At 33.3% G+C, this 13673-nt stretch carries 11 protein-coding genes; all 11 read left to right on the top strand.

What is annotated here, in order from left to right; translation table 11 throughout:
• Positions 1-5: 5 nt before the first annotated feature.
• The 11 genes from ACZQK9_RS03495 (at position 6) to ACZQK9_RS03445 (ending at position 13671) form a co-directional block, all read left to right on the top strand.
• Complete coding sequence (locus ACZQK9_RS03495; RefSeq protein WP_483269628.1) at positions 6-1580, top strand: AAA family ATPase; 1575 nt, start codon at positions 6-8, stop codon at positions 1578-1580.
• A gap of 42 nt (positions 1581-1622) precedes the next feature.
• Positions 1623-2345 carry an IspD/TarI family cytidylyltransferase gene (locus ACZQK9_RS03490; RefSeq protein WP_483269627.1) on the top strand — a complete coding sequence of 241 codons (723 nt, stop codon included), beginning with the start codon at positions 1623-1625 and terminating at the stop codon, positions 2343-2345.
• Between the two features lie 202 nt (positions 2346-2547).
• Positions 2548-3618: a hypothetical protein gene (locus ACZQK9_RS03485; protein WP_483269626.1), complete on the top strand. Its 1071-nt coding sequence runs from the start codon at positions 2548-2550 to the stop codon at positions 3616-3618.
• Between the two features lie 27 nt (positions 3619-3645).
• Complete coding sequence (locus ACZQK9_RS03480) at positions 3646-5334, top strand: hypothetical protein (RefSeq protein ID WP_483269625.1); 1689 nt, start codon at positions 3646-3648, stop codon at positions 5332-5334.
• Position 5335: 1 nt separating this feature from the next.
• Positions 5336-6616 (top strand): radical SAM protein, encoded by a 1281-nt coding sequence (locus ACZQK9_RS03475; RefSeq protein ID WP_483269624.1) that lies wholly within the window; start codon positions 5336-5338, stop codon positions 6614-6616.
• A gap of 4 nt (positions 6617-6620) precedes the next feature.
• Positions 6621-8450, top strand: coding sequence for a methyltransferase domain-containing protein (locus tag ACZQK9_RS03470; RefSeq protein ID WP_483269623.1), 1830 nt, complete (start codon positions 6621-6623; stop codon positions 8448-8450).
• A 1-nt stretch (position 8451) separates the two neighbouring features.
• Positions 8452-9591 carry a non-hydrolyzing UDP-N-acetylglucosamine 2-epimerase gene (gene wecB, locus ACZQK9_RS03465; RefSeq protein ID WP_483269622.1) on the top strand — a complete coding sequence of 380 codons (1140 nt, stop codon included), beginning with the start codon at positions 8452-8454 and terminating at the stop codon, positions 9589-9591.
• Positions 9557-10645 carry a glycosyltransferase gene (locus ACZQK9_RS03460; RefSeq protein ID WP_483269621.1) on the top strand — a complete coding sequence of 363 codons (1089 nt, stop codon included), beginning with the start codon at positions 9557-9559 and terminating at the stop codon, positions 10643-10645. The genes wecB and ACZQK9_RS03460 overlap by 35 nt, the downstream gene beginning before the upstream one ends.
• Before the next feature lie 302 nt (positions 10646-10947).
• Positions 10948-12141 carry a glycosyltransferase gene (locus tag ACZQK9_RS03455; RefSeq protein ID WP_249321379.1) on the top strand — a complete coding sequence of 398 codons (1194 nt, stop codon included), beginning with the start codon at positions 10948-10950 and terminating at the stop codon, positions 12139-12141.
• A gap of 24 nt (positions 12142-12165) precedes the next feature.
• Positions 12166-12579: a hypothetical protein gene (locus tag ACZQK9_RS03450; protein ID WP_249321380.1), complete on the top strand. Its 414-nt coding sequence runs from the start codon at positions 12166-12168 to the stop codon at positions 12577-12579.
• Positions 12580-12582: 3 nt separating this feature from the next.
• On the top strand, positions 12583-13671 hold the full coding sequence (locus ACZQK9_RS03445) for a glycosyltransferase WbsX family protein (RefSeq protein ID WP_249321381.1): 1089 nt from the start codon (positions 12583-12585) through the stop codon (positions 13669-13671).
• The last annotated feature ends 2 nt before the right edge of the window (positions 13672-13673 follow it).

The raw sequence follows: 13673 nt of genomic DNA, 5'->3' as shown, positions 1-13673 counted from the left end.
TTTGTATGGGAATCTATCTGAATCCAACGAATGACAAATTTCATAGATCTTTGAATTCTGAAATATATGTGGATAAGTCAGAATTGATTGCATATACGAACAACGTGCTTGGAACGAATCAGCAGTATGTATGTGTGAGCAGACCTCGTCGGTTCGGAAAGTCTATGGCACTTGACATGTTAGCGGCGTATTATGGACGGAATAAGGATTCACGCATGGAATTCGATGGGCTGAGAATCGCGAAGGATCCAGGATATGTAAGATATATGAATCAGTACAATGTAATCAGTATTAATATGCAGGAATTCCTGAGCAACAGCCGGCATGTAGAGGATATGCTGGGGATGCTTCGCAAGAGGCTGTTGTATGACATTCGCACACAATATCCGGACGTTTCACTATTTGATGAGAATAATCTGACATTCACGATGCAGGATATCTATAATCAGGAACAGGTGCCTTTCGTGATACTGATTGATGAGTGGGATTGCATCTTCCGGGAGAAAAAATGCACCGAGAATGAACAGAAACAGTATCTGGATTTCTTACGCGATTGGTTGAAAGATAAGGCATATACAGCACTTGTTTATATGACAGGAATTCTTCCGATCAAGAAGTATGGCAGTCATTCGGCACTTAACATGTTTCAGGAATTCTCGATGACCAATCCGCGGGAACTGGAAGCGTATGTCGGATTCACAGAAGAGGAAGTATTAGACTTATGCCGGAGATACGATCGTAGCTTTGATGATATGAAGGCATGGTATGACGGTTATTCGTTCCTGAAGGAAAAATCTGTGTACAATCCGAAAGCAGTTGTGGAAGCAATGCTGAGTGGTGTATTCGACAGCTATTGGACAAAGACAGAAACGTATGAAGCACTGCGAACATATATAGAGCTGAACTTCGGCGGTCTGAAGGATATGGTAACAGAGATGCTGGCTGGGGCACATCAGCACATCAATACCGGAAGGTTCAGTAATGATATGACAACCTTCGAGGATGCAGATGATGTGTTGACGTTACTTGTACATCTTGGATATCTGGCATATGATTTTGAACGGGAAGAAGTCTATATTCCGAATCAGGAAATCCGGAAAGAATTCTACAATGCAGTGGAAGGCGCTGGGTGGACAGAAGTTGTGACAGCCATTCGGAGTTCGAAGAAATTGCTTGATGCAATATGGAACGGCAATGAGGAACTTGTGGCACAAGGTATGGAATTGGCACATTTCGAGACGTCGAATCTGCAATATAATGATGAGAATGCACTTAGTTACACTATATCATTAGCCTTATATGCAGCCCGACAGTATTATACAGTTATACGGGAATTCCCATCGGGAAAGGGCTTTGCGGATATGGTGTTTCTGCCAAGAAAAAGGTATACAGATAAACCGGCACTGATTGTCGAATTGAAATGGAATAAAACCGCAGATGCTGCGATAGAACAGATAAAAGACAAAAAATATCCAAGCTGTTTATCTGAGTATCAGGGAAATATGATTCTGGCAGGAATCAATTATGATAGAGAAACAAAAGAACATACATGCGTGATTGAGAAGATAGAGAAGTTATAAGATCTGTAAGAATAAAGTATTCTACGCGAAAAGGATAATACTATGAACATTGCAATTATATTAGCAGGAGGAACCGGAACCAGACTTGGCGCGGATATCCCGAAGCAGTATATACAAGTAAATGATAAGATGATTCTGACATATGTGCTTTCAACCTGTGTGCAGGCGCCGGAGATCGATGAAATACGGATAGTCTGTGCAGATATGTGGGAGGACGATATCGAAGCAGATATCCGAAAACACCTGACAGCCTCGACTTGGAAAGAAATATTCATGGGATATTCCGAGCCGGGAGACAACCGGCAACTATCTATCTTGCATGCGTTGGAAGATATTGAAGAGGATATTAGAACAGGACGCATAGTGTCCGAAGATGTCAATGTCATGATCTGTGATGCTGCGAGACCGAATCTGACGATGCAGATAATAAGCGATTGCTTTGTGGCGTTACCAGGGAAAGATGGTGTAATGCCGGTACTTCCGATGAAGGATACCATCTATCGAAGTGAGGATGGAAAGATAATCACTAGTACGCTTCGCAGAGAAGAACTTTTCGCCGGGCAGGCACCGGAGGTTTTTGCGTACGCACCTTACTATGAAGCATGCAAAGCACTGCTCCCGGAGAAAATCTATGCAATCAACGGATCCTCGGAGCCTGCGATACTGGCAGGTATGCAGATCGCGATGATTCCGGGCGATGAGAATAATTATAAGATCACAACACAGGGGGATCTGGAACGGTTTCGGGAAGATCGAAAATATTAGATATAAGTTTATAGATATGTGCACAAGCGCTGGAGAAGATATCGAATTCTCCGGCGTTTGTTGGTTAAGCATTATATGTAAAATGTCGATATATCATATAGATGTATCGTGATTCATGACATGGAGGTCGGATGAGATATAACAAGGCTGATTCTGTGAGATTGTGCGCGGAGTTGGCCTTTTTTATAAGGAGAACAATGGTATGAATGATGTTAATAAAGTGAAATATGAAATGTCGATAAATACTCTTGCGATGTGCGCAAATGATGAGGAAATTTGGATGGCACATGGAACATTGCCATTGCTTATGAAATATGATTTTAAAATTGATAAAATTACGATGGCAAGAGTTATTCCGTGTAACTTTGAAGGTAAGGTTCCTCGGGCCTTGTTTAAGGCAATTTATCAAAAAGGGTCGGATATTTTCTTGATTCCTAATAATGCGAGAGAATTAATAATTTATTCAATTGGAAATGATCAATTTACATCTATTCCTATTGAAAATCCCCGTCAGAATATGTTTTGCGGTTGCTCAGAAAAAGAAAACAAATTATATTTTGTACCATATAAGTATCATAAAATGGTATCTTTTGATTTGGAAACACATGAAGTTGAATATCTTGCTGAATGGAAAAAGTATAATCAAGAACAACTATGTATAAATGATTTTTGTGAGTATAATCAAAAACTGATTTGTGTCATTTGGAATATGAATTTTTTGATGGAATATGATTTTGATAGGAAAAAATGGAATAAGATAGACATAAATACGAAAGAAGATGGATTTTCACAAATATGTAAAACAAGGGATGAACTTTGTTTATACAATTCCAATCAGGGACATTTGTTACTTTTATCTCCAGAAAAATATTATATAAAAAAAACAAGTAAATTAGATATGGGAGATGCTTGTCTTTTCGAATGTATCAATAATAACGTTATCGTTGATTCAATTAATGAAAATACGTGGATGATTATTGACGATGAAATTAATTTAAGAAAATATACCAATACTGCAGAAAAAATAAGTACCGTATCAAAACCGCAATGGAAATTTGGGACATGGATAAATTATCATAATAAATATGAGATAGGAATTGATACGGAAAATCATTTGATAAAAATATCTGATGATAAAATAATAGTTAAAGAACTCATTTTGGAATCGGATGTTCTTGAACAAATCAAAAAAAGCAATGATATATATCATCTTATAAATTATGAAAACGAAATTTGTTTACTTCCAGGATTTATAGATGAAATAATAAAGTAATGTGAATATACAAAGCAGGAGGAAAAAATGGATAAATATATTATGTTTGGTGCTGGGAAAAATGCAGAAGAACTACTAAATAAAAGTAAAGGTATTTTTGAGTTTAGTTGTATTATTGACAATGATGAGAAAAAATGGGGACAAATAATAAATAACATTAAAATTTATTCACCACATTATTTGGAATCCATGCAATATTCTGGTGAAAATATTATAATTTCTGTATCAAATAAAAAATTTACAGCAGATATTTTTAATCAACTTCAAAGCATGGGATTTATATATAATGAAAACTTTTTCTTCGCACATGAGTTGTTGCCTATGGGATCGGCAGTACCAGGGCACGTCTCTGGCTATGTAGATTTACCCCAATTAGCAAATCCGATAAAAAGCTTTGATCCATCATCGCGACTTATAAGAATAGAAAATAAGGATTTTATTTTAAGATGTGTAAGTGATGAAAGTGTAGATAGATATAAAAAAATATATGAAAGATGTCGAGATGCAAAATTATTTGATAAATATATTGTTAATACAGCGTGTTCGGGAAATACGTATGGGTTGCCATACAATCTTGTTCTAGAGCATGACTTTGTGACACCAATTTCTTATTGCTTTGAGTGGTCTCCAAAAATGTTTTTGGATTATACATTATTTATGACAGACATGCTATATGAACTATCAAAGGCTGATTTAGGTTTGTGCGATGGACATGCATTGAATGCGACTGTCTCAAAGGGAAATTTTATATTTTTAGATTTTGGAGCGTTAAAATTAGGGGTTACAAATAGAAATACTTTGATTGAGTTTATAAATACACATTTAATTCCTCTTGTCTTGTTTTCAAAAAAAGAGATGGAAAAGGCATATCTTCTCTTAAAAAATATGGGGCTTCAATTTACTTTAGCTGACATTCAGGGGTTTTTAAGTTCAGAAGAAATCAATGAAATTAGGGGGCTGTATAATCAAGCTATTAGAACGATTACACAGAATGATATATCAGAATTTATAAAAAAAATAAAAAATTGCATAAAACATTTTTCTTCTGTTAAGAAAAAAACACGCTGGGATGGATATCAAAATGATGAATGGGAGTGGTCAACAGATCAGAATAAATGGTCTACAAAAATGAAAAATGCAATCGCAATGATAGAAAAAACTCAACCGGAGACAATAACTGATTTAGCAGGAAATATGGGATGGTATGGATCGTATTTACATGAAAAATCAAAGTATTCGGTTATAATTGACATGGATTATAATTGTGTAGATTATTTGTGGGATAAGATTAGAAATTTGAAAATAAAAAATGTTATCCCAATTACTATGTCCTTATGCGCACCGACATTGGATTATTATCGTGATGAGATGATAGGCGAGACAGGAATTATTCCTTGGAGAGAAAAGGCAACAAGTCGTTTTAAATCGGAAATGGTGTTGGCATTTGCAGTTGTTCATCATCTTGCGTTTGCACAGCAATTAACGTTCGATGAAATAATTAGCCAAATTTTGTTGTTTACGAGTAAATATCTGATTATTGAGTTTGTAGAGCAGACCGACAAATATATAACTGATTTTTTAAAAACAGGGTTTGAATGGTACACAAAAGAAAATTTTGAAAGAGCATTAAAAAAGGATTTTGAAATAATTGATATAGAAAAATCTACGCCAGAAGAAACTAGGACACTTTATCTTTGTAGAAAAAAAAGGAGTTAATATGGAAAAAATAATAATATGTCCATTTACGTTAAATAGTATAATTAATTATCATAGATTAAACAAAATAGGAAAGAATATTGTAGGTTTTTTTGATAATAATGTTTATCTTCATGGAAAAAAATATGGAAATGTAAAAATTGAAACACCTAGATTTGTTTCAGATACAAAAGTTGTAGTTTGCTCTGAAAAGCACTATGATGTAATAAAAAAAAAGCTGCAAAATATTGGATATACACAGGATAATATTAAAAAAATTGATGATTTAGAAATTAGCAATATTGATAAAAATGATATAGTTAAAAATTTAGATTTAGAAAGCATATATAAATTGTTAGGGGATGGAGATGCGGGGACATATGTTAAAGCAAAAAAAATGGTATATTTTTCAAAATTGCTACCAAGTGTTTCGTTTCTGGAAATTGAAGGTCCAAGTCGCAAAGAAATTGTAAATGATATATGGGGGAAAAAACATATAGTATTAAAAAGATTAGAATTGGATTTAACATCAAGATGTACACTGAGGTGTAAAAATTGCTGTAATATGATGCAGTATTTTGAACACCCATCAGATATTGATTCTGACACAGTTATAAAAGATTATAATAGAATCATGGAACTAATAGATTGGACAGATGACATAATGTTGATAGGGGGAGAAACTTTTTTATATAGAGATTTGGCAAAGATTGTCAAAGCAATATTTCAAAACAAATTGACTTTACAAAAAGTCGGAATGGTTCGGGTAGTAACGAACGGGACAGTGTTGCCATCGCAAGAAACCTTAAAAGAATTAGCTAGGCATAATTTGATTGTTGAAATCTCAAATTATGGAGAAAAAAGTAAAAAAATTGATGAGTTAATAGATTATTTAAATTCTTATGGAATAAAATATACGGTTCTAGATATTAAATGGTGGTCGTATGTTCAGCAATATGTTCCAGCTTCTCAATCAAAAACGAATGAACAATTATTGGAACTTCGTAAATCAGGTTGTGTAACTTTGTGTAGGGTAGTTGATCAGGGGAAATTTTATTTGTGCTGTAATTTAAAATCCTTAATATTATTAGATGCATTACCAAAACATGCAAGGGATTGTTATATAAATATTTATGATGAGGATGCTAAGGGAGAAATAATACAGTATTTAAACCATGAAAATATGATGCCAAAAGCCTGTTCGTGGTGTACAGGGTGCTCATTAGAAGATTGGAATAATAGTAGAATCTCTGTTGCGGAACAGTCAAAAAAGGTGTTGCCATATAGAAAATATGAGGAGTAGTACAATGGATAAAAAAGCGGTATATGTGATTTTTGGATCGGGAAATTATGGGCAACGTGCATTGCAATTATTAGGAAATGAAAATATTGCATTTTTTATAGACAATGATTTTAATAAACAAGGTGCATTGTTGGATGGAATTCAAATTATATCCTTTGAGCAAGCATTATTGAAAATAAGAGATCACGTGATTGTAATAGCTGTTTCTGATTTGTATTATAAAGAAATTCAGGTGCAATTGGAACGAGTGGGAATAACAAGATATATATCATTAAAGGAGATTCAGCAATCTATTACAAAACAAAAGATATTATCTAGACCTGATTTTATACAAATATATAAGAAAAATATGTGTTGGATTAAAATGCACACATTAAATAATTTAGGAATTGTTAATAATTCTACTTTAATAAAACCATATCCAGAGGTTACAGGATATTATATTCCTTCGTTAATCCGTTGGGGGTATAGAGACTTGGCGGTACAGTATGCAAATTGGCTTATGGACATCCAAAAGACGGATGGTTCATGGTATGATACCGATGATCAATCGGCTTATATTTTTGATTCAGCTCAAATACTAAAAGGTTTGCTCGCAATATGGGATATTTATCCGGATAAGAACCATTTGGAAAAAGCAATTAGAGATGGAGTTAATTGGATATTAAGTTGTATGACATCAGAGGGACGATTGGTAACACCAGATGAGACTTGTTGGGGAAGTGACGAAGATACTTGTTCAGAGTTAATTCATACATATTGTCTAAGTCCTATTATTGAAGCTGGAAAAAGATTGGATAATGATGAGTATATCCAAAAAGCACATCTTTCATTGGAATATTACAAAAGGCGATATGAAAATAAAATATTAAACTTTAGTTTGCTTTCTCATTTTTATGCTTATGTAGTTGAAGCTATGCTTGATCTTGGCGAAGTTGATATGGCGAGACAAGCAATGAAAAATATTGAGAAGTATCAGAAAACAAGTGGGGCAGTTCCTGCGTATAACAATGTGGATTGGGTTTGCTCTACGGGGTTATTTCAGTTGTCGTTAATATGGTTTCGCCTTGGCGATGAAGAACATGGAAATAAAGCTTTTGAATATGCATGTAAATTACAAAATGAATCAGGCGGATGGTTTGGAAGCTATATTTCTGAGGATAATCCTGAGGAAACAAACACTTATTTCCCAAATCAGGAAATAAGTTGGGCAAATAAATATTTTTTAGATTCTTTGTATTATAAGAATCTTTGCCAATTCCAGAATACGGCAAGTATATTCTGTAATGAGATTTCTGAGGATGATGGAAGATATAAAGTAATAAAAAATGCAATAGAGGGAAAGGACCAGAAAAGTCCATTGAACATACTTGATTTAGGGTGTGGAAAGGGTAGATATCTAAAACACCTGGTTGTTGATTTTCCGAAGAACAGTTATTATGCCGTTGATTTATCGACGAATGTTATGAAGTATTTTTCGGAATTAACAGGAGTAGAAAAGCAACAGGGAAACTTAACAAATATACCCTATGCAGATGATAGTTTTGATATTGTATATACATGTGAAGCTTTGAAACATGCTATTGATACAGAACGAGCAATCAGCGAGATGGCGAGAGTGACAAAAACAGGCGGAATAATCGTCATAATAGATAAGAATAAAGAGATGTATGGCTATTTTGATATTGGCGATTGGGAACAATGGTTTGATGAACATGAATTAACACAAATAATAAAAGAATATTGTTCAGAAGTTCACGTAGAAAAGCAGATTAGTTTTGATGATAATGAAGCAAATGGATTATTTTATGCTTGGATTGGAATGGTAAAGTAATATGAAGATTATTACTATTTTCGGTACACGACCAGAAGCAATTAAGATGTGTCCGGTGATAAAAGAATTAAATAAAAGACCAGAAATTGAATGTAAAGTTTGCTTGACGGGGCAACATAAAGAAATGTTGCAACAGGTTATGGATTTGTTTGATATTCAGGCGGATTATAATCTGCAGATTATGAAGCAGAATCAAACCTTAAGTATGATTACATCGGATGTATTGAATGGCTTGGATTCTGTCTTTGAGAAAGAACAACCGGATTTAGTACTGGTGCATGGAGATACTTCAAGTTCTTTTGCGGCTGCGCTATCTGCGTTTTATCATCACATTCCGATAGGACATGTGGAAGCAGGTTTGAGAACATATAATATGCAGTCCCCGTATCCAGAGGAATTTAATCGACAGGCCGTTGATCTGATTACAGATATATATTTTGCTCCAACAGAACAGGCGAAAAAACAATTATTGAACGAAGGAAAAGATGAAAATAAGATATTCGTAACGGGGAATACCGTAATTGATGCGTTAAAGACAACTGTATCGGAAGAATATCAGAGTGATGTTCTTGACTGGTGTAAAGGAAGTAAGATAATTTTATTAACTGCTCATAGGCGTGAGAACATTGGAACACCGATGGAACATATATTTGAAGCAGTAAAAATGATAGTGGAAAACAATAAGGATGTGAAAGTTATTTATCCGATACATAAGAATCCAAAAGTGAGAAATATCGCGAATCGAATGTTTGAAGGTTGCGATCGAATAAAGCTGATAGAACCTCTGGACGTATATGATTTCCATAATTTTATGGATAGAAGTTATTTGATTCTTACCGATAGTGGTGGGATTCAGGAAGAAGCACCGGCATTAGGAAAACCCGTTCTGGTTATGCGGGATACAACAGAACGCCCTGAGGGGGTTGAAGCGGGTACTTTAAAACTAGTAGGAACGAATGAGAATGCTATTGTGTTAGAAACAGAAAAACTACTTAGTGATGTTAATGCTTATACGAGTATGAGTAATGCTATGAATCCATATGGAGATGGAAATGCATCTAAACGAATCGTAGATATAATTCAGAAAGTATTTAAGGAGAATAATTATGCCGAAGGTGTCAATTGTGTTACCAACATATAATGGACAAAAGTATATTCGAGAATCTATTGAAAGTGTTATTAATCAGACATTTCAAGATTGGGAATTGATTATTGTAAATGACTGTTCTACGGATTCTACTCCCGTAATTGTACAAGAATATGCAAATTTAGATGCGCGGATAAAACTAATTCATAATGGTATAAATAAAAAATTGCCTGCTTCTTTGAATATAGGATTTGACTCTGCAAAAGGGGAGTATTATACATGGACATCAGATGATAATTATTATTTACCGCAAGCAATTGAAGAAATGGTAAATTATTTGGACAATCATGGTGACGAGCAAATGGTTGTTGCAGATATGGATATAATAGATGCAAATAATCAGTTTATAACGTCATGTGAGCAATACAACGATACAAAAATGTATGTAAATGATTGTGTAGGGGCTTGTTTTATGTATCGAAAACAGGTACTAAATACAATTGGAATATATGACGAGAATATGTTTTTGGTTGAAGATTATGAGTACTGGCTTCGGATTTTATTTTACTATGGTACAATCGGACATATTAATAAAACATTGTATATATATAGAGCGCATGCTGGTAATTTGACTTCAACTAGAAAGCATGAAATTAGAAGACAATTGTTAAGACTTCGTTGGGAATATATTTATAAAATTGTTGAAAAGATGAAAGACTCGCCTGATGTATTATGTATGTTATATTATGAGTTCCTTGAGGCTGGATATAGAGAATGTGATTTAAGGGAAATCTTTTTGAAGTATATTCCTTTTTTAAATAATGACGTTAAATTTAAGAAGGAAAAGAAAATAATAGTTTATGGAGCGGGAAAAGTTGGAGATTTAGCCTATTCCCAAAATAAGGACTTAATTATGTTTTATGCAGATAAAGATGTGAAAAAAATAGGAAACACAAAGAATGGTATTCCGATTATATCAATTGAGGATATGATAAGTAAAAAGGAAAAATATCAAATTATGATTGGCGTTGGTACGGATAAAATATATGAAGTGGTAGAACTTTTACAATCCGAAGGTGTTGATCAATATTGTACAGTATATAGTTGAGGGGAAAAGTATAAGCATTATACCAGTATACAACGTTGAGTAATATATAGCAGATTGTTCGGAATTGTCGGACTTTGCGAGAATAATAAAAATTTTTAGAAGAAAGATTACTGGTGTTCTAAGAAAATCTCAAGAAATATTAACGTCACGAGGAAGAATACACAAACGATTAAAGAGATATGGTATGGGAATGAATATAGAGAATTGAAAAATAGGTTAGTTAGAGTTAGAGGAAGAAGATATATAAAAGTGCGTAAATGGTGATACATTTTTGATATAAAATTGGAGTGAATGAGACGAAAATGAAAAAGGTTAGTGTTATTATTCCGGTGTATAATAATGAAGACACAATTGCAGATAGTATTGAAAGTATTAGGAATCAAACATATCATAATTGGGAGTTAATAATTGTTGATGATGGATCAACGGATAAAAGTGTGGAAATATGTTTGAGTTATCAAGAAAAAGACACCAGAATAAGGGTTATTCAATGTAACCATAGAGGTGTATCGGCTGCTAGAAATAAAGGTGTTTTAGAGTCCAAATGTGATTTGATTGCATTTAATGATGCAGATGATGTGTGGAAAGAAGACAAGCTTGACAAGCAAATAAGAAAAATGGATCAAGGAGAATATGGTTTAGTTTATTGTAGGTATGCTTATGTGACAACAGCGATTGAAAAATATATTCCTTCGTTGGATTGTGATACAAAAGATTTAGAAGGGGATATTTTTGAATCATTATGGAAAGTTAATAAGATTGGGACACCAACAATTTTGGTAAAGAAGCAGGTTTTGAACAAAGTAGGTATGTTCTGTGAGGAATTACATAGTCTTGAAGACTGGGAATTTGTGATGCGAGTAGCAGAAAACTTCGAGATTGGATTTGTTGATGAATGTTTATTGATTGCGGATTATAAAAAAAATACAGGGGTTAATAGTAAGTGGCGTGAGCAAATTTTAACAATAGTTTATATTATGAAATTGTATCCAGAAATGGATCGTTTAAGTAAATTAGAATTCATTTTCTTAAACATGCGTAGATTGAATAATGTTGATTATGAAAAAATCTATTTAATGTATAATCTTAAAGAATATATAAAAGGATATGAAGAGAGATTGATTAGAAATTTCAATCAACAAATATATAAAGAAAATTGTAATAATAAACTATACAGAATATTATTAAATGATCAGAGCTTAAGAAAAAAATTGGAAAGATATTTAACAGAATGTAATGCAAAAATAGGAATATATGGAGCGGGGGAATTAGGGTTAGTGTTGGCTAAAGTATTGAGAGAGAAAGGATATAATGTTTATACTTTTTTAGATAGAAATGTTTATTATGTAAAGGGGTATGAATGTATACATCCTGATCAAAATAAGGAAAAAGTTGATTTATTAATCAATACAGTTATGGGTATTGATATTAAAAAATGCAATATTACGGGATGTAAAAAAAAGATTAATATAGCAGACTTTTTGAAAAATAGCTGAGTTGTGGATATTTAGGGAGCAATTATGACGGGAAAGCTAAAAAGAAATAAAATATTATTGGATGAAAAAGATAAATTGCTGGATAATTATTATTTATTAAATCATTGGTTGGAAATAAAAAACCTTGGAAAAAGTGTTTCTATGTACTTTGAATGGAAAGGGTATAAAAATATCGCCATATATGGCATGGCTGAATTGGCAAATCGACTGATGGAAGATTTAGAGGATAGTCCTATTAGAGTGATTTATGGTGTTGATAGAGATGTAAGTTGCACGATTTCTCGAATTAGAGATGTGTATGATATATCGGAAGAATTGCCGAAAGCAGATGTAATAGTTGTGACACCTTTTTATGCATATGAAAATATCAAGCATCAACTAGAAAAAAAAGTAAATTATCCAATTGTGTCGTTGGAAGAAGTTGTGTGGAGTGTATAAGTTATGAATTTGATATCTTTTTATCTACCTCAGTTTCATGAAATCCCTGAAAATAATGATGCATGGGGAAAGGGGTTTACTGAATGGACAAACGTAAAAAAAAGTAAGCCATTATATTGGGGGCATTATCAGCCAAGAGAACCATTTAATGATAATTATTATAATTTATTAGATGAAGAAGTAATTCGGTGGCAGGCACAATTAGCAACAAAGGCAGGGATATATGGGTTTTGTTTTTATCATTATTGGTTTGAAGGAAGGATGGTATTAGAAAAACCTATATATAATTTGTTAAATGATAAAACTGTACATATAAATTACTGTATGGCGTGGGCAAATGAATCATGGACGAAAACGTGGCATGGAGCTGGTGGAGAGAAAGAAATACTGATACCGCAAACTTATGGACGAGAAGAGGAATGGGAAAAGCATTATTTATATTTTTTAGATTATTTTAGGGATGACAGATATATAAAAAATCAAAACCGACCAGTATTATTAATATATCGATTAAAAAATATACCAGAATTTAATGAAATGATTCAATATTGGAATATGCGTGCAAAGAAAGATGGTTTTGATGGTGTTTATATTATTTCAATGAATATGCACAGGGAACACGTGGATAAAAGTATATGGGTAAATGGATCCGTAGATTTTGAGCCAAATAGAACAAAAGCGGAAATGCTGAGACAAGTAACATGGCTGACGCCACATGATAATAAAAAATGTATTTTGAATCGATTTGCTATGAAGACAATCTCGTACAATAAAATCAATAAAAAGATGTTGGAAAGCAAACATAGTAAGGGGCAATATAGAGCTGTATTTATTAACTTTGACGACTCTCCGAGAAGAGGGGTAAAGGGGATTATAACAAGAGGGGCAAATCCGAACAATTTTAAAAAGTATCTTTTGAAAAATATACAGAAGACGGTGGAGGAAGATAACGAATATTTGTTTATTAATGCGTGGAATGAATGGGGAGAAGGTAATTATTTGGAACCAGACAAAAAATATAAGGACTCATATTTGAAGGTGATTCAGGAAACAATGGATAATTATAAAAAGCAATTGAAAAAAAGAGGATAGGA

Source organism: Wujia sp., from assembly GCF_056872695.1.
The sequence above is the reverse complement of the archived record's forward strand: the minus strand, read 5'-3'. Positions and strand labels throughout refer to the sequence as shown.